Genomic DNA, 17,095 nt, shown 5'->3' on the forward strand with positions numbered 1-17,095 from the left:
GTAGTAATTCCGTCTGCGGTAGTGAGGCTGCCGGCCTGCTGTGCGATCGACATGAGCCTTGGTCTCATGTCTCGATTTTGAGCTTTGCTTGCGCAAATCTCGAAATCGTCGATTCCGTAACGCCGGTAGACCACCGTCATAACGGAATTCTCACTGCTGGCTGGCAACCTCACTGCCGCAGGCTAGTTTGGTATTTAGTACATTTAGTAGTGTAAATTCAAGAGAAAAAAATACTTCCTAGATATACGTTTTTAAACAGTATACTCTAAGAAGTATTTTCAATTTTATATATATTTAGCCGGAGAGAATGAGTAATGGAACCAGTTGTGCAAGTGGAGTTTTACTCCACCGACGATTCTGAGATTTGCGCAAGCAAAGCTCAAAATCGAGACACAAGACCCAGACTTGCGTTGGTCGCATAACAGGTGGAATTACTCATTTTCGTAGGCGGCCCAGGAATGTATGACTATAAAATAAATGCACCAACTAATCCGGCAACTAAACCGAAAGCAAAGACACTGGCAGCTGTGATTCCTAAACTCTTCCAACTAAGAACAGGTTTTAGTAGTGCCAATGAAACGATACTTACAGCTGGTAAGGTCATAAGGAGTGCTGCTGTAGGACCAGCAGTTAGACCTAATGCCATTAGAGCTTGAATAATTGGAATTTCTCCAGCGGTTGGGATAACGAAGATTGTTCCAACAAGTGCAAACAGGATAACGGCACCAACACCACCGCTAAGTCCGCCTTGAATTGCTGGGAACAAAACGCCTTCAAAAGTACCTAAGATAAAGACAATAACAACGTAAGCAGGAATACTGTCAATTACTAATATGTAAAAGGCCTTCCACCAACGTTTTAGTAAACCTTCGGTATTTTCTTCAACAGGGTCAAAATCGACACCTTCTGGAACCTCAACTTGTTTCTTTGTACTTAAACGTCCTACTAAAGTAGCGATGCAAAGTACCATTAGGATACCAAAGACAATTCTAAAGAATGTGAATTTCCATCCTAATACCAGTCCCATAAAGATCAAAGTGGCTGGATTTAGTAGTGGGTTCGCTAAGAAAAAGGCCATGATACTGTTTACTGAAGCCTTTGATTTAGCTAATCCAACTGTAACTGGTGCAGAACAGCAAGTACACATCATAGTTGGAACACCCATCAATGTACCAATTAGTGTATTTCTGAACTTTGTACCTCCCAGATAACGACGGATCCAACGTACAGGTAATAAAACTTGTACTAATGAACCAACAATAAGTGCAACAACTAATGCTTTCCAAACAGATAAGAAGTAAGCTATCGTGAATGAAAATCCAGTTTTAAGCGATACGCCCCCAGTGGCAGTACCGACTCCTGCGATGATAGAATCACCTACTGAATGTGTTGAAGCAGCGGCGATTGCCTTTTGATAGTAAGGCCACCACTTTACGTAGGAGATTCCGGCAACTAAGATAACAAAGAATAAAATGGCAAAAAATACTTGCTGTTTATTCCGATTATGCGAAATCTGTGTGTCCATATTTCTTTCCTTCTTCCCTCAAAGAATGTTTATGTAAATGTATGCCCTTGCATACAATGGTTATTATAAACTAAATTATTACGTGATTCCGAAAAAACGTGTACTTTTTCACAAATTTAGGGAATTAGCCAATATTTTAGAAATACTCTTTGACTTGGAGTGGGCTCGAAGGTGTTTAATAAATGTAACGATAAACTAGAAGGAGGCTGTTCAATGTACGATTTTAAAAATACAATTGATCGTCGTAAAACTGATTCAGTAAAATGGGACGTTAAACCTAATGAATTACCAATGTGGGTCGCAGATATGGACTTTAAAACTGCTCCAGAAATTGTTGAAGCAATGCATAAAAAGGCAGATCAGGCCATTTTTGGTTATGAAGAACCTCAAAGTGACTACTTTAATGCCGTAGCTGATTGGTATGAAAGTGAACACAATGCACGTCCACAAACTGATTGGATGATGTTTGTAACTGGAGTAGTTCCAGCAATTTCTTCAATTGTTAGACGAGTTACGTCTGTGGGCGATAATGTTTTAGTTCAGGCACCCGTTTATAATATTTTCTATAATTCAATCGTAAATAATGGTCGTCATGTTGTTTCTAATGATTTGGTTTTTGATAACTTAGCTTATCAAATTGATTTCAAAGATCTGGAAGAAAAATTATCAGATCCATTAACAACTTTGATGATCTTATGTAATCCTCATAATCCAGTTGGTAAAGTCTGGAGTAGGGATGAATTAGTAAAAATTGCTGAATTGTGTAATAAATATCATGTTAAATTGTTGAGTGATGAGATTCATGGTGATATTACTTTTAGTCCATATACACCAGCTTTTTCATTGGACAAAGACTTGATTAAAAACCTGATGGTCTGTGTTTCGCCAAGTAAGACTTTTAATGTAGCTGCAATTCATGCTGCAACGATCATTGTGCCTAATGAAAATCTTCGTAACCAAGTCAGTCGCGGGATCAACACGGAAGAGCTAGCTGAACCCAACTCTATGGCAATTCCAGTCACTATTGCTGCATATGAAAAAGGACATGCTTGGGTCGCTGAATTGAAGCAACAAATATTGAAGAACAAGGAATTAGTTCAAAGCTTTTTGGAAAAAGAATTACCAGAGGTGAAATTGGTGCCTTCAGATGCGACATATTTGTTATGGATGGACACTAAAGCTGTTTCTGATGATTCTAAAGATTTAGCAGATTTTATTAGATCGGAAACAGGATTGTACCTTTCTTCGGGTGATGTTTATCGTGGTGATGGGCATGACTTCTTGAGATTGAATATTGCTTGTCCGATAAGTACTGTGGAAGATGGGTTGAATCGTTTGAAGGCAGGTATTAGAGCGTACTAATTGCGTCTCCGAGCGTGAGGGAGTTGGTCTGCTGTGCGGCCGACATGAGCCTTGGTCTCATGTCTCAATTTTGAGCTTTGCTGTCGCAAATCTCGAAATCGCCTATTCCGTAACGACGGAAAACCGTGTCGTAACGGAATCTTCACTGCTGACTAACTCCCCCAAGCTCTCCGGCTCGATTTGTTTTATATATAAAATATAAATACCTTCCAAATTCGCAAAACTATGCGGTTGGAAGGTATTTTTTAATCGATATTAAACAATAGAGCTGATCAATCTAAGGTTTAATAAAGTAATAATAGTAGTTAAAACAATTCCCACTATTAAGGTGAGTTTACTATTAACATGTTTTCCCATTAACTTTTTGTTGCTAGTCAAGAATATCATTGGAAAAAGTGTAAACGGTAAGGCAATACTCAAAGCAATTTGAGCATAAACGATCATATTTTCAAAATCCTGTTCGTTGAAGCCAACGGCAAAACCTATAAATAATATTGGGATCAAAGTTACAAAACGGGTCAAAAGTCGTCTTTGCCATAAGGGTAAACGAATATTGAGATATCCTTCCATAACTATTTGACCAGATAAAGTACTGGTAATTGATGAGATCAACCCTGTTATGAGAAGTGCGAAAGCAAATAATCCACTCATGATAGGGCTTGCCAATGTTCCAACAATATGAGAATTATTCAAACCATTGAAGACATCTTCAAAATTAGTTAGCTGACTATTGGCATGGAAAAATAGCGTACCGCCGAGGATCAACAATAAAGCATTGATGAAAAAAGCAGCTATTAGGTGGACATTTGAATCCCATTTAGCAAAGCGCAGAGCTTCATCTACTTGTGCGGGATCATTATGATCGTAGCGCCTGCTTTGAGCCAGTGATGAATGTAAATAGATATTATGTGGCATGATCGTTGCTCCCATAATTCCTAAACTGATAACTAATTTTTTATGATTCTGCCAAAGATCATTTGTTGGAAGCAATCCATTCATTATGGAGGCTGTATTAGGATGAGCTCTGAAAACCTCAATTCCAAAGATGACGCCGACTGTCAAAATGGCAAGTAAAACAATAAATTCAATTCGTCTAATCCCGAATCTTAAGAATAGCAGGACGATTAGGACGTCTAAAATGGTCAATAATACTCCGTAAAGTAGTGGTAAACCAAATAATAATTTTAAGGCCACAGCGGTACCGATAACGCCGGTCATATCGGTCGCTACCATTGCTAGTTCGTTGATGATCCAAAGTGTATAACGACCTATCTTGGGTATTTTAGCAGAAATTGCTTGAGCTAAATCTTGTCTTGCAACAACGCCAAGTTTGATCGATAAAATTTGCATAAACATAGCCACGATTATTGACATTAAAAGAACTGATAGCAGTTCATAACGATACTCTGATCCACCGGAAAGAGAAGTCAGCCAGTTTCCTGGGTCCATATATCCGACTGCTACTAATGCTCCGGGACCACTGTATGCTAAAAACTTTTGAAAAAATGACGCTTCATAAACACTGGGAACTTTGACACTTTCATTTATTTCTTCAAGACTTTTCTTCTCCATTTACTTTGCCTCATAGGCTAGGTTGGCGATAAATTGACTGAATTTTGGATCATCGTTCATTGGCTCGACTAATTTGAAACGGTCACCGCCACTAGCTTTAAAACTTTGATAATTTTGAACATTGTCTTCTTCTAAAGTTTCTAGACAATCGGCTATAAATGATGGTGTAACGATGAGAACGTTACGTTTACCGACAGCGACTAATTGAGAAAGTTCATTTTTTAAATATGGTTTTAACCAAGGCATAGGTCCAAACTTAGACTGATAAACGGTTTTTATTTTTTCATCTGGAAAATTTATCAGCTTTGAAACTGCGGTGGTAGTTTCTTCACATTGTTTTTGATAGGGATCACCGTTTTTTACCATAGCGGTAGGAATACCATGATAGCTGAATAATAATTGATCATATTCAAATTCATTGATGGACTTTTGAATGTGTTGCGCTAGTATTTTTTGATATTCAATTTTTTCATAAAAATGTTCGATTATCTTTATGGGTACATTAGCCGATTTAGCTTTATCGATGATCGTCTTATGAGTGCTCTGTGTGTATTGGGGGAATAAGGGGATGACAACTGTCTGGTTACAACCGTTATCGTGCATTTTTTTTAAAGTATCGACGATTTTTGGTGTGCCATAAGTCATAGCCATTTCGACTTCCCAGTCGGGCAATAAATTTTGGACTTGATCACGAATGATCTGAGTATAGGCGACCAGAGGAGAACCACTTTTGGTCCAAATATGCTTGTAAAATGTGGCAGAACGCCACGATCTTGTTGGCAAGATCATGCCTTTTAGTATCGGCTGCCAAATGGCCTTTGGCATTTCGATAACATTCTGGTCACTCAAAAATTCCTTGAGATAAGTTTTTACATCATCTGTCTTTGGTGAAGAAGGTGAGCCTAAGTTAACTAATAGAAGACCATTTTTCATATTTATCAAACCCTCCATATCTATAAATCAATTATAAACTATTATTTTATAAAATTTGATGGTAATAAAATAAGAACCCGGACCTGCATTTGCAAGTCCGGGTTCTTATTTACTTCTTACGTTTAATATCGTTTAAAATTTTCTTAGCACGTCGTCTAGTTTTGATGTTTTTAGATTTTAAACGACGTAATGAACTAGCTCTATCGAATTTTTCTGCCATGATTATTGCTCCTCAATAAGAATTTTATTTAGTTGTTTATATTGCGACAACATCCATTCTTTATACGTTTTATTAGCGGGTAATGTTTCGGTTACTTTTAAAACGGGGATGTTATTTTTATTGGCCAATTTCACCATATTATCAACGGTTTTGCTGTCGGACTGTGAATTATACACTAGAAAGGAAATTTTTTGTTCTATTATACCTTGGCGCATATTTTTGACTACTCGGGGTGAAGGATCTGTTCCATTTTCAATTGCTTTTTCAAAATCTTTATTGCCTATTTTGAACCCCATATCTGCAATAGAGTAGTCAAAAACGGGTTCACTAACATATACATCCTTATCATTAGTGGCTTTTGCGGTTTGCTTCAAGTTATCCAATTCATTTTGGACTGGTTTAAGTGATTTGATATATTTTTCGGCATTATTTTTAAAGTAGGCTTTATTCTTAGGTTGTTTTTTACCAAGTTCTTTAGCTAAATAAGTAGCTAGTTTTGGCATAGTTTGTGGATCATACCAAAGATGTGGATTAGCTCCAGATTTCTTTTTCATGATATTTTCACCAACTAGAATATCCGTTGCTGAATCATTTTTAGTAAGCTTGTTCATCCATGAATCATATCCAAGACCATTAGCAATCGTTACGTCAGCTCCAGATACATCTTTGGCAATTCCAGTAGTTGGTTCATAATCGTGCGGATCAATACCGGGCTTATCAATGATCGATTGAACGGACCCCTTGTTGCCAACGACTGCTTTAGCAACCTCACCGTAAAAATCGGTGGTAGTGATGACTTTTATTTTTCCATTGCTGGATTGCTTGTTGCTGCAGGCGGTCAGGTTAAACATTAAAAGTATCGCCCCAATAATAGTGAACAAAAATTTGAATCTCTTTGAAAACATATATGCTTCTCCTCTAAACAGTAATTATTACTATTTAATAATATATAAAATCAGCAGATTTGTAAATAGTAATTATTATCCTTTACAATTTAAGAGTATTAAAAAACCGATACCTGGATGAATAGGTATCGGCTATTGTGGATGTTGTACATTGTAATGCTCGAGAGCTAAGCGCCTGTTACGCTCTCTAATCAAAACGAGCTACGCAAGGCAACTCTCTGCGCTTACTACGAATAATGATAATAGCATGGACCGCTATTTTCATTATCCTAGGTAATGCTCGAGAGCTAAGCGCCTTGCTACGCTCTCTAATCGAAATGAGCTACGCAAGGCAACTCTCTGCGCTTACTACGAATAATGATAATAGCATGGACCGCTATTTTCATTATCCTAGGTAATGCTCGAGAGTTAAGCGCCTTGCTACGCTCTCTAATTTTCGTATTTGAGTCCTAATTCAACAAAGTATTGGAAAATGCGATTTTTGGTTATTTTTCCAACGACTTGTTTTGGATCATCTTTTTCTGTAACTGGTAATGAGTCAACTTCATGTTGGAAGAGCAGTTTTCCAACTTCTATTATCGTCATATCGGAAGTTACGGTTATAAGGTTAGGCATTCTTGTCATGACCATGCTGGCTACCATTGAATCGGTATCAGCGTTATTTACGGTTACTGATAGCAGATCTTTTCTGGAAATCAGGCCTAGTAGATTTTTGTCATCATCTACGACGTAAAGTGAGCCAGAGTCCTTTAAAAATAGAATGTTGACGCATTCCTGCAGGGTAGTGTTTGCTTGAACGAAAGTGGGTTTCTTTAGGATATTTGCGATAGAACTGTCATAAAGTTCTTCAAAATTTAAACTGGACTTTGGCATCTGAGAAAATTCGTAGCCTACTTTAGGACGTGATTTTAATATTTCAACGGCGGTCAGTAAGCGCAGATCTCCACGGATCGTTGGGACATGAACATCGAGTCTTTCAGCAATTTGTTCGCTGGTCATGGGGCTTTGTTCTTTTGTTAGTTCAATTATTTGTTTCTGTCTTTTTGTTAAGTACATGATATTTCTCCAAAATTTTCTGGTAAGTAAATTTATACTCATTATATATATAATTATATTTACTAGCAATATCACGTTATATTTCTTATTGACCTTCTTTATTGATAGTTGCTTGGGCTGCAGCAATTCTAGCAATAGGAATACGATATGGTGAACAAGATACATACGTTACGCCGATCTTATCAAAGAATTGGATCGACTTAGGATCGCCACCAACTTCACCGCAGACGCCGATAGGTAGTTGATTGTTAGTTTGACGTCCACGATCTACGGCCATTTTCATTAATTCTCCAACGCCTTCGATATCGACTGATTGGAAAGGATCGTTAGGTAGGATACCTTGTTTGATATATTCAGGCATGAATGAACCGACGTCATCACGAGAATATCCGAAGGTCAATTGAGTTAAATCGTTAGTACCGAAGCTGAAGAAGTCTGATACTTCAGCAATTTGGTTGGCGGTTACGCAGGCTCTAGGCATTTCCATCATCGTACCAACTTGATAGTCAACTTCAGTGGATAATTCTTTTATCTGGTTTTCAACCAAGTTTCTGACCCATTGCATTTCAGCCTTAGAATCTGTTAAAGGAATCATGATATGTGGTTTGATCTCAATTCCTTCGTCTTTTAGACGTAAGACAGCATTGATGATTGCACGGACCTGCATTTGATAAATATCGGGGAAGGTGACTGCTAAACGATCACCACGATGTCCCAACATAGGGTTGAGTTCCTTGAGTGAGTCAATGCGATTCTCGAGATTTTCAGTTGTTTCGTTTAATTCATCGGCTACTAATTTGATCTCTTTAGCATCGTGAGGTAAAAATTCATGTAATGGTGGGTCCAAAAGTCTTACGGTAACTGATTTGCCGGCGGATAATTTATAAATTTCATAGAAGTCGTTTTGTTGCATAGCAAGTAATTTTTCAAGTGGATCTTTTCTACCGGTAGCATCTTTAGCCAAAATGAGACGTCTCATTTGTAGAAGTCTTTCGGCCTTAAAGAACATGTGCTCAGTTCTAGTCAAACCAATTCCGTCAGCGTCAAAGTCGAGAGCTTTTTGGAAATCCGCTGGGGTATCAGCGTTAGTATAAACGCCCATATCGCTGATTTCTTTGGCCCAATCTAGTAAAATCGAAAGATCACCTTTAATTACGGATTCACTAGTAGAAATTTGACCAGAGTAGATTTTACCTTTGGTACCGTCAACTGAGATCCAATCACCTGGTTTGAGGACTGTATCGTTGATCTTAGCAACTTTATTCTTATAATCAACTTGCAGTTCATGCGCACCGACAACGCCGGTAGAACCCATTCCTCTAGCTACAACGGCCGCGTGCGATGTCATACCGCCACGTGAAGTAACGATAGCTTCACTAACGACCATACCTTCGATATCTTCAGGAGAAGTATCTTGGCGAACTAAGATTACTTTTTGATGTTTGTCATCGTGAGCATTTTTGGCCTCTTCAGCTGTGAAATAAATCTGTCCACTGGCAGCGCCTGGTGAGGCTGGTAGCCCAGTCGTTAGGGAATTATGCTTCTTCAATTCTGCTTTGTCAAAGTCAGCATGAAGCATGGCTGAGATTGATTCTGGATCAATGCGTTTAATGGCAGTTTTCTTGTTGATCAAGCCTTCATTAACGAGGTCAACGGCAATCTTAACGGCTGCTTCCGGAGTACGTTTACCATCACGTGCTTGTAATAGGAAAAGTTCTCCATGTTCGATCGTAAATTCTAGATCTTGCATATCTTGATAGTGGTCTTCAAGCTTTTGAGCTATGTCGGCGAATTGATCGTATATTTCTGGCATTGATGATTTTAAAGTGTCGATTGGCTTAGGGGTCCTGACACCAGAAACAACATCTTCACCCTGAGCGTTTAATAGATATTCACCAAAGAGATCCTTGTCTCCAGTAGCAGGATTTCTAGTAAAGGCAACGCCAGTACCACAGTCCTCGCCAGCATTACCGAAGACCATTGTTTGGACATTTACAGCTGTTCCTAAAGTTTCAGGGATGTTATTTTGTTTTCGATAAACACGAGCACGATTGTTGTCCCAAGATTCGAAAACCGAGTTGACCGCCGCTAGCAGTTGTTCTTCTGGATTTTGAGGAAAGGCCTTGTGAGCATCTTGGGTGTAAATCTCTTTGAAACGCTCTACAATGGATTTTAGATCGTCTGTAGTTAATTCAATGTCGGATTTGTAATTATTGTCCTTTTTAGTATCAGTTAAAACTTGATCAAAGATATCTTCAGAAATACCGTAGACTACATTACCAAACATAGCTAACAGACGGCGATAACTGTCATAAGCGAAGCGTTCATTGTTAGTTATTTTTGCTAAAGCAACAACGGATTCGTCATTCAAGCCGATATTTAAAATAGTATCCATCATTCCAGGCATAGAAATTGCAGCACCAGAACGAACTGAGATCAAAAGGGGATTAACCTTATCATTAAAGTTTTTATTTGTGTATTTGCTTAATTTAATCAATGCATTATCAATTTCTTGGATGAGACTGTCGCTGAGTTCGTTATTATTTCTTTGGTATGCGTGACAAGCTTCAGTGGTGATCGTAAAACCCGCTGGAACGGGGAGTTTTAATCTAGTCATTTCGGCTAAATTTGCTCCTTTACCACCTAAAAGCTGGCGCATGTCTTTGTTACCCTCGGAAAAGAAATAAATTTGTTTCATCAGATATATCTCCTTAGTCATCAATATGATGTATTAAATAACAATTAGACTATATATGATGTTTTATATTAATGCAAGGGGTTACATAAATAAAGACTTTAGATATGTTAAACTTATAAAAATAATTAGAACGGGTGAATATTTTGAAAGAAGCACTTCAAATTTTAAAAAATAACAATTATAAAGTGACCAAACAACGAATCGATTTGATCGATTATTTGAGTAAGTTTATTTCAAGTTACGTTCAGATCAGCGTTGTTGATGCCTATATGCGCTCATTGTATCCAGGCATCAGTCACAATACGGTTTATCGAAATATTAAAGAGTTTTCAGATATTGGCTTAGTAGAGTATCAAGAGAAGAATAAGACGATGATCAAGTTTCAATGTGATTTTGAACAACCACATCATCATCATTTTATTTGTTCTAATTGCGGTAAAGTGATTGAATTAAAGGAGTGTCCTATGGATTTCTTCACTAAACAATTACCAGGCTGCCAAGTCGACACACATGCTATTGAGATCTATGGTTTGTGCCCCGATTGCGTAAAAGCACAAAATGAAAAAGCCAAACCTCTTGAATAGAAGTTTGGCTTTTTGTATCTTTATTTAGAATAAAAACTTATTTTTTGTACCCAAAAATATCCCCCGTATAAATGGGGTGTTAGATCGGAGCTTCTTCATCATCGCTATTGTGGAAGAAGACTTCAAAGGGAATATCATAGGTATCGTGAAGCTTGATAATTTCCTGTTGAGTAAAGCCAAGATCCCTGTTCTTGCGATGAACAGTCGATTTAGATTTCTCTAACAAGTCGGCAATGTCACTTTGTTTGATTTGGTGCATAATACAGAAAGTTTTTAGACACTGATTATCATACATTGCAATTTTTTCCTTCGTGGAATATATTTTCCTTCAACAAGGATTACATCTACATACTAAGTTAATTTGTGTAATATTTCAACATATTTTTTTAGCAAAGTGTCGTAATTTACGCTAAAATATCATATATGAAAGATAGAGGTTATATTTGACACATGATAACAATTGGAAGATATTTAAAAACTAAAAGATTCTTTTCAGAGCTTACATTATTGCAAGTAACCCATATTGCCAAAGATAAGTACGGTTATTCTACTTCTACATCAGTTTTGAGTGCCATTGAGACTGATAAGAATAAGATAATTGACGGTGAATTATTATTCGTTCTATCAGATATTTACGATTTCGATTTGAACGAATTTAAAGAAGTTGTCATTGGTAACATCAGTAATATCAGAGAACGTAGAAAAATTAATAAATAAATAAAATTTAGAGCCGAGGATAGGCTTGTTTAAACGTACACAAAAAAGGAGTGGAAAATTATTTTCCAACTCCTTTTTCTTTTAGAATTTTATTAAGCTGTTTATATTGTGAAAGCATCCATTCCTTGTAAGTCTTATCTGCTGGTAAAGTTTCAGTAACTTTTAAGACGGGAATATCATTTTTGTGGGCTAGTTGGACAAGATTATTTACAGTCTTACTTTCAGCTTGCTCATTATAAACTAAGAAGGAAATCCTCTTATCATGAAGACCGTCACGCATATCTTTGACAACTTTAGGTGAAGGATCAGTTCCGTTTTCGATAGCTTTTTCAAAGTTTTTATCACCGATCGTGAAACCCATGGCTCTAATAGAGTAATCGAAGACAGGTTCGCTAACGTAAACGTCTTTATTCTTAGTATTTTTAGCAGTTTTCTTCAGTTTAGTTAATTCACCTCGAACTGGTTTCAATGAGGCAATATACTTTTTGGCGTTGTTCTTAAAATATTTTTTGTTTTTGGGTTGTTTTTTAGCTAATTCAGCTGCCAAATAGTTGGCGTATTTAGGCATAGTTTTGGGGTTGTACCAAAGATGAGGATTGTCGCCACTTTTTTTATGCATAATGTTTTCACCAACTCTGATGAAAACAGCGTCGCTAGAATCACTGGATAATTTATTCATCCATGAATCGTAGCCGATCCCGTTGGCGACGGTGATATCAGCACGGCTAACTTTTTTAGCAATTTCAGTTGTCGGCTCGTAATCATGTGGATCAATAGCGGGATTGTTGATGATAGAAGTGACGTTTCCCTTATTTCCAACAACCGCCTTGGCGACTTCACCGTAAAAATCAGTTGTCGTTACGATATTTATTTTACCGTTATGATGTGTAGTTGTTTTAGCGGAACAGCTGGCTAAGAAGATGCTTAGCAAGGCCACACTCAAAGTCAAAATTATTCTTTTTGATTTATTCATTTTTTTTCCTCAATAGATAATACTATCTACAATAAATGATTATTTAAAATTTGTAAACGGTAATACTTACTGTTTACAGTTATACGTTATTTTATAGAAAAGAAAAGGCTTCCATTAAGTGACGAATAGGTTCTATAATTATTATTACTGATTAATATTTATAGTTTATGTATAGGAAAGGTAATTGATATGAAAAATGTATTAACACTTGGTGAAATGATGTTGCGTTTAAAACCATCAGCCAATAATAGGATCGTTCAATCAAACTCATTTGAGGCATCTTATGGAGGAGCAGAAGCCAATGTGGCTGTATCTTTGGCACTTCAAGGTGATTCGGCGACTTATTTAACGAAGTTTCCTGATAATTTGCTAGGCGATACAGCTTTAGGAACATTGAGAAAATATGGCGTCAATACTGATAAAATCTTACGTGGTGGACCAAGATTAGGGATCTATTTCTTTGAAAAGGGTGCTAGTGTACGTGGCACAACTGTTGTTTATGATCGTGCTGGAAGCTCTTTAGCCGTTTCTAAAGCATCTGAATATGATTGGAAGAGTATTTTTTCTGGGATCGATTACTTCTACTTTTCAGGAATAACTCCAGCCATTTCAACTGAGCTACAGACCGCAGTATTAGAGGCTTGCCAGTATTGTAAAGATAATAATATTCAAATCGTTTGTGATATGAACTACCGTGGAAAAATGTGGACTCCAGAAGAAGCACAGGCTTTCAGCAAAAAGGTCATGCCATTTGTAAATATCTGTTTAGTTCATGATGAAGATTTTGAAGCTAGTTTAGGGATCAAGAGTTTTGACGGAGATATGAGTCGTGGTATCGAACAAAAGGATAGTTTCAAAAAAGCTATGAAGCAAGTTTCTGAACTGTACCCTAATTGTCATACAGTCGCTAGTGTATTGAGAAATATTTATTCGGTCGAAGATAGTCAGTGGTCAGCCCTTATGCTCAGAGATAATGAATTTTATGAAAGCTCAGTTTACCAAGTTCATGTTTATGAAGGTGTCGCTGGTGGGGATGCTTTTGGTGCTGGCTTAATGCATGGATTTTTGAACAATTTTGATGGACAAGAGCAAGTCAACTATGCGATTGCTGCTAGTGTATTGAAATTGACGATCGGTGGCGATCTCAACCTAGTCAGCGAGTCGGAGATCCGTGACGTTATGAAAAAAGACAGCGCTACAGCGATGAAAAGATAACCCAAATATTATATAACACACAGGATTATGAAAGTGTTACCATATATATCATGTATTTTGTTATTGTAGTTAATTAAAACAAAGTATATAATTTTTTGGTCTAGACAACTAGAAACCATATCAGAATGGTTAAGTAATTTGAAATTTTTGAAGAAAAGAGTGATTTTTTGGGTGTCTTGTTAGCGCTTATTCCAGCTTTAGGTTGGGGAATACAACCCCTGATAGCTAGTAAAGTTGGAGGAAGCCCTTCGAATCAAATTTTTGGTACAGGATTTGGTTCATTAATTATTGGTTTGTTTATTTATGCTATGTATGGAAGTGTATCCGGAATTAATTTTTGGATTAGTTTCGGAGCTGGATTCTTGTGGTCATTAGGTCAGGTAGGACAATATATTTCCTTTACTCAGATTGGTGTCACGAGAACAATGCCGATCACAACAGGCCTACAAGTTGTTGGTACGTCATTGATCGGAGTTATTATTTTCGGTGAATGGAGCGGCGATATAGCTAAATTGATTGGTCTTTTGGCTATTATCTTGGTAGTTATTGGTGTTACATTTACTGCCATCACAGATAAAAAAGCTGGCAAGTCAGCATCCGGTTCTTTAGCTAAAGGATTAGCTGTTTTAGTGCCGACCACTGTTGGTTATTGGGCATATGGAGCACTTCCAAAAGCAGTTTCCGCTTCTGGATTACATCTATTTTTCCCAGAAATGCTAGGTATTTTTGTAGGGGCAATTATTTATAATTTAGTTATGACTAAAGGTAAGAGTTTCGTTCAAAAAGAGAGCTGGTTAAATGGATTGATCGGATTAGACTTCGGTATTTCGTCCTTAGCGTATATTTTTGCAGCCCAAGCAGCTGGTGTAGCATCCGCTTTTGTTATTACACAATTAAACGTAGTTGTAGCAACGTTGGGTGGTTTGTTGATCTTACACGAGACCAAGACACCAAGAGAACTTAAATTTACACTATCCGGGTTAGTATTGATCGTTGTAGGTAGTGTTATGACAGCATTCTTATAGAAAATAACTGACAAATCCTGGAATGGGGTTTGTCTTTTTTTTGCCGCCTACGTGCGAGATGGATGGTGGCCTGCTGTGGGATCGCCCTTCAGCCAAGGTCTGAAGGCTCGATTTTGAGCTTTGCTGCGCAAATCTCGAAATCGTCCATTCTGTAAGAGCAGCACGAATCGCTACTCTAACAGAATTTTCACTGCTGGCCACCGTCCATCTCGCTCTCCGGCTCGTTTGGGTTTTAGTACATAAAGGAAAAATCCCTGAGTATACAGATTTATAATCAATTCTGTATATTCAGGGATTCTTATTTTTTCATAATAATCATGTTATAGATCTGGAGATTTTGAGTAATGGAGTCAGTTGTGAAAGTGGAGTTTTACTCCACTGACGATTCTGAGATTTGCGTAGCAAAGCTCAAAATCGAGTTTCCAGACCTTGGCTGGAAACGGTTGCACAACAGGCGGAATTACCCAAAATTGGAAGCGGCAAAAGAAACACTATGCATGTTCTTCAATTGCATCTTGAACCAGTTTAAATTCACTCTTCAATTCGTCAAGTGTCATTGGATATTCGATAGCAACAGGAATATCAGGTGTAACGGCATTGATAAGATTCTTCCAATTTGTAGCACCTTTATCTAAAAGAACGGTTCCTTTGTTTTGAATGTTCTTTAAGTGAAGAATTGTAACGTAGCTGCTTAATTTAGCCATGGCTTCTTCAGGATCTTCATCGATCCAATACCAGTTACCAGCATCAAAAGTATATCCAATAGGCAAGTTTGCTTGTTGAATTTCTTTGTTGATAGCTAGTACGTGATCCATGTGACCGTGGTCATTTTGTTCGTTTTCAATTGTTAATTGAACTGAATAAGGTTTTAGAATGTTCTTTAATTCAGCGACTAACTCATCAGTTAAAGTATCAACTTCTCCCAAGCTGATCTTTAATGAACCAATTGAGTATTTTGTCGCTAAATCAAGATAGCTGATTAAATTTTCGTTGACTTTATTGTCTACGAATAACTGTTCAGGAATTGAGAAGTACAATACCCAGTTTTGTGCTTGTGCAAGTGCTTTTAAATCCGATAATTCTTGGTCTCGGTCATCGCCGAAAAATTCTCCACGAACTTCAATACCATCGATACCCAAGTCAGTGATTTTCTTGATCATGTCTAATTGTGATGCGCCATTCTTTACATCATTTTCAAATACGGCTGTATTAACCAAAAGTTTTGTCATTGTAATTCCCTCCAAGTTGCTTGATAAAAAAGTTAATAGACTAACTTTATACCAAGAAAACGTTGATGTAAACGCTTTCTGTTAAATCGGTTTAGTTTTCGTGAAAAGTTTCTCAATGATAAACTTTTTCGGGCAATTTCTACTTTACATTGTTTAATGCAACCAGCAGGTGCTACTATTTTAAGATAGCGCCATCTAAACTGTGAGTAGTTAAAGGAGATTATTATGCAGATAGGGGAACAGTTACAAAGACAACGTAAGGAACATGGAATGTCTCAAGAAAATCTAGCTAAGCACTTACATATTTCAAGGCAATCTATTTCTAAATGGGAGAATGGAACATCACTGCCAAGTTTTGCCAACGTCGTTGCCATTAGTGAACTATTTGAAGTCTCTTTAGACGAATTAATCAAAGGAGATTCACAACTTATGGATCAATTAGAACACAGTACAAAATTAAATAAGGCTTATATAATGGTCGTTACAAGTATCACTTTAGCCGTTATAGCGTATGCAGTATCGACTGGCATATATTCTGTCTCACAAGCAAAACTTGAAGATATTTTGTTTTTACCACTTATGGCTAGTTTCATCTGTTTGATGTTCAGTATCAAATGGAAAGAGTTAGAAAAAGCCATTACTAAATGGACAATGTTATTTGGAATTATTTGGCTAACATTATTATTGTGGCCGGAATTTTATGATTTTATTGCTGGCTTTGTAGCAGGATGGAATGCGCATTAAAAAAGTCAGGAATATGTCCTGACTAATGTGGTGTCTTATTATTCAATAGTAGATTGTAAACTGTATAAGCGACTGTTTGTACGACGGCTATTAGAATAAAGATTCCTACCCAGATAACTAGACTGCCTAATTTTAACGATGATGCACTATTTGCTCCGGCAGAGTTTATAGAATGAACAAAGATAACGACCACTCCGATAGCAAAAATAACGATCCAACTTAGACTTAAAATACGCCATTTTGACATGATTATCCCTCTATTAATTTTATTTACTAGTTAAATTGTAGGGTGTAACAGTAAAAAAACAAGTGCCTCATAATTTTTATAAAATTTTAA

Annotated in this window: 17 protein-coding genes; 6 read left to right on the plus strand and 11 right to left on the minus strand. The window is 37.1% G+C overall.

Annotated elements, in window-relative coordinates:
* Positions 1-466: 466 nt before the first annotated feature.
* Positions 467-1,525 carry a permease gene (locus tag EKM60_RS03115; protein WP_125712351.1) on the minus strand — a complete coding sequence of 353 codons (1,059 nt, stop codon included), beginning with the start codon at positions 1,523-1,525 and terminating at the stop codon, positions 467-469.
* A gap of 213 nt (positions 1,526-1,738) precedes the next feature.
* Between EKM60_RS03115 and EKM60_RS03120 the strand changes: the two genes are divergently transcribed.
* The gene (locus EKM60_RS03120; protein WP_125712353.1) at positions 1,739-2,887 is read left to right on the plus strand and encodes a MalY/PatB family protein; all 1,149 of its coding nucleotides are present in this window, start codon (positions 1,739-1,741) and stop codon (positions 2,885-2,887) included.
* A 255-nt stretch (positions 2,888-3,142) separates the two neighbouring features.
* Here EKM60_RS03120 and EKM60_RS03125 read toward each other — a convergent pair whose 3' ends face one another.
* The 6 genes from EKM60_RS03125 to ppdK form a co-directional block, all read right to left on the minus strand.
* Entirely contained in the window at positions 3,143-4,459 is a 1,317-nt protein-coding gene (locus EKM60_RS03125) for an Nramp family divalent metal transporter (protein WP_125712354.1), read from the minus strand.
* Positions 4,460-5,392 carry a ferrochelatase gene (gene hemH / locus EKM60_RS03130; RefSeq protein ID WP_125712356.1) on the minus strand — a complete coding sequence of 311 codons (933 nt, stop codon included), beginning with the start codon at positions 5,390-5,392 and terminating at the stop codon, positions 4,460-4,462.
* A 109-nt stretch (positions 5,393-5,501) separates the two neighbouring features.
* Positions 5,502-5,612: a putative metal homeostasis protein gene (locus tag EKM60_RS11095; RefSeq protein ID WP_164508302.1), complete on the minus strand. Its 111-nt coding sequence runs from the start codon at positions 5,610-5,612 to the stop codon at positions 5,502-5,504.
* 2 nt (positions 5,613-5,614) lie between these two features.
* Positions 5,615-6,517: a metal ABC transporter solute-binding protein gene (locus EKM60_RS03135; RefSeq protein WP_125712358.1), complete on the minus strand. Its 903-nt coding sequence runs from the start codon at positions 6,515-6,517 to the stop codon at positions 5,615-5,617.
* Between the two features lie 429 nt (positions 6,518-6,946).
* Positions 6,947-7,573 (minus strand): CBS domain-containing protein, encoded by a 627-nt coding sequence (locus EKM60_RS03140; RefSeq protein ID WP_125712360.1) that lies wholly within the window; start codon positions 7,571-7,573, stop codon positions 6,947-6,949.
* Positions 7,574-7,658: 85 nt separating this feature from the next.
* On the minus strand, positions 7,659-10,271 hold the full coding sequence (gene ppdK, locus EKM60_RS03145) for a pyruvate, phosphate dikinase (RefSeq protein ID WP_125712362.1): 2,613 nt from the start codon (positions 10,269-10,271) through the stop codon (positions 7,659-7,661).
* Between the two features lie 140 nt (positions 10,272-10,411).
* Here ppdK and EKM60_RS03150 point away from each other — a divergent pair, with 140 nt between their 5' ends.
* Positions 10,412-10,855, plus strand: a complete 444-nt coding sequence (locus tag EKM60_RS03150) for a Fur family transcriptional regulator (RefSeq protein WP_164505320.1) — start codon at positions 10,412-10,414, stop codon at positions 10,853-10,855.
* Positions 10,856-10,934: 79 nt separating this feature from the next.
* On the opposite strand, the gene EKM60_RS03155 is transcribed toward EKM60_RS03150, so the two are convergent.
* Positions 10,935-11,150: a hypothetical protein gene (locus tag EKM60_RS03155; protein WP_125712364.1), complete on the minus strand. Its 216-nt coding sequence runs from the start codon at positions 11,148-11,150 to the stop codon at positions 10,935-10,937.
* 155 nt (positions 11,151-11,305) lie between these two features.
* Between EKM60_RS03155 and EKM60_RS03160 the strand changes: the two genes are divergently transcribed.
* A complete protein-coding gene (locus EKM60_RS03160; protein ID WP_125712367.1) occupies positions 11,306-11,572 on the plus strand; it encodes a hypothetical protein in 267 nt (88 codons plus the stop codon).
* 58 nt (positions 11,573-11,630) lie between these two features.
* On the opposite strand, the gene EKM60_RS03165 is transcribed toward EKM60_RS03160, so the two are convergent.
* Positions 11,631-12,545, minus strand: coding sequence for a metal ABC transporter solute-binding protein (locus tag EKM60_RS03165; protein ID WP_125712369.1), 915 nt, complete (start codon positions 12,543-12,545; stop codon positions 11,631-11,633).
* 189 nt (positions 12,546-12,734) lie between these two features.
* On the opposite strand from EKM60_RS03165, the gene EKM60_RS03170 reads away from it, so the two are divergent.
* The gene (locus tag EKM60_RS03170) at positions 12,735-13,760 is read left to right on the plus strand and encodes a sugar kinase (RefSeq protein WP_125712371.1); all 1,026 of its coding nucleotides are present in this window, start codon (positions 12,735-12,737) and stop codon (positions 13,758-13,760) included.
* A 167-nt stretch (positions 13,761-13,927) separates the two neighbouring features.
* Positions 13,928-14,785 (plus strand): GRP family sugar transporter, encoded by an 858-nt coding sequence (locus tag EKM60_RS03175; protein ID WP_125712373.1) that lies wholly within the window; start codon positions 13,928-13,930, stop codon positions 14,783-14,785.
* 491 nt (positions 14,786-15,276) lie between these two features.
* On the opposite strand, the gene EKM60_RS03180 is transcribed toward EKM60_RS03175, so the two are convergent.
* Complete coding sequence (locus EKM60_RS03180; RefSeq protein ID WP_125712375.1) at positions 15,277-16,014, minus strand: sugar phosphate isomerase/epimerase family protein; 738 nt, start codon at positions 16,012-16,014, stop codon at positions 15,277-15,279.
* 225 nt (positions 16,015-16,239) lie between these two features.
* Here EKM60_RS03180 and EKM60_RS03185 point away from each other — a divergent pair, with 225 nt between their 5' ends.
* The gene (locus EKM60_RS03185) at positions 16,240-16,758 is read left to right on the plus strand and encodes a helix-turn-helix domain-containing protein (RefSeq protein ID WP_125712377.1); all 519 of its coding nucleotides are present in this window, start codon (positions 16,240-16,242) and stop codon (positions 16,756-16,758) included.
* A gap of 22 nt (positions 16,759-16,780) precedes the next feature.
* On the opposite strand, the gene EKM60_RS03190 is transcribed toward EKM60_RS03185, so the two are convergent.
* Positions 16,781-17,005, minus strand: coding sequence for a DUF3923 family protein (locus tag EKM60_RS03190; protein ID WP_125712380.1), 225 nt, complete (start codon positions 17,003-17,005; stop codon positions 16,781-16,783).
* Positions 17,006-17,095: the final 90 nt, after the last annotated feature.

This window comes from Companilactobacillus kedongensis, from assembly GCF_003946625.1.
Taxonomy (GTDB): Bacteria; Bacillota; Bacilli; order Lactobacillales; family Lactobacillaceae; genus Companilactobacillus; species Companilactobacillus kedongensis.

Excerpts from the sequence above, each read along its gene's own strand:
- EKM60_RS03115 (WP_125712351.1), bottom strand. The coding sequence starts at position 1,525 with ATGGACACACAGATTTCGCATAATCGGAATAAACAGCAAGTATTTTTT.
- EKM60_RS03120 (WP_125712353.1), top strand. The coding sequence starts at position 1,739 with ATGTACGATTTTAAAAATACAATTGATCGTCGTAAAACTGATTCAGTA.
- EKM60_RS03125 (WP_125712354.1), bottom strand. The coding sequence starts at position 4,459 with ATGGAGAAGAAAAGTCTTGAAGAAATAAATGAAAGTGTCAAAGTTCCC.
- hemH (WP_125712356.1), bottom strand. The coding sequence starts at position 5,392 with ATGAAAAATGGTCTTCTATTAGTTAACTTAGGCTCACCTTCTTCACCA.
- EKM60_RS11095 (WP_164508302.1), bottom strand. The coding sequence starts at position 5,612 with ATGGCAGAAAAATTCGATAGAGCTAGTTCATTACGTCGTTTAAAATCT.
- EKM60_RS03135 (WP_125712358.1), bottom strand. The coding sequence starts at position 6,517 with ATGTTTTCAAAGAGATTCAAATTTTTGTTCACTATTATTGGGGCGATA.
- EKM60_RS03140 (WP_125712360.1), bottom strand. The coding sequence starts at position 7,573 with ATGTACTTAACAAAAAGACAGAAACAAATAATTGAACTAACAAAAGAA.
- ppdK (WP_125712362.1), bottom strand. The coding sequence starts at position 10,271 with ATGAAACAAATTTATTTCTTTTCCGAGGGTAACAAAGACATGCGCCAG.
- EKM60_RS03155 (WP_125712364.1), bottom strand. The coding sequence starts at position 11,150 with ATGTATGATAATCAGTGTCTAAAAACTTTCTGTATTATGCACCAAATC.
- EKM60_RS03160 (WP_125712367.1), top strand. The coding sequence starts at position 11,306 with ATGATAACAATTGGAAGATATTTAAAAACTAAAAGATTCTTTTCAGAG.
- EKM60_RS03165 (WP_125712369.1), bottom strand. The coding sequence starts at position 12,545 with ATGAATAAATCAAAAAGAATAATTTTGACTTTGAGTGTGGCCTTGCTA.
- EKM60_RS03170 (WP_125712371.1), top strand. The coding sequence starts at position 12,735 with ATGAAAAATGTATTAACACTTGGTGAAATGATGTTGCGTTTAAAACCA.
- EKM60_RS03180 (WP_125712375.1), bottom strand. The coding sequence starts at position 16,014 with ATGACAAAACTTTTGGTTAATACAGCCGTATTTGAAAATGATGTAAAG.
- EKM60_RS03185 (WP_125712377.1), top strand. The coding sequence starts at position 16,240 with ATGCAGATAGGGGAACAGTTACAAAGACAACGTAAGGAACATGGAATG.
- EKM60_RS03190 (WP_125712380.1), bottom strand. The coding sequence starts at position 17,005 with ATGTCAAAATGGCGTATTTTAAGTCTAAGTTGGATCGTTATTTTTGCT.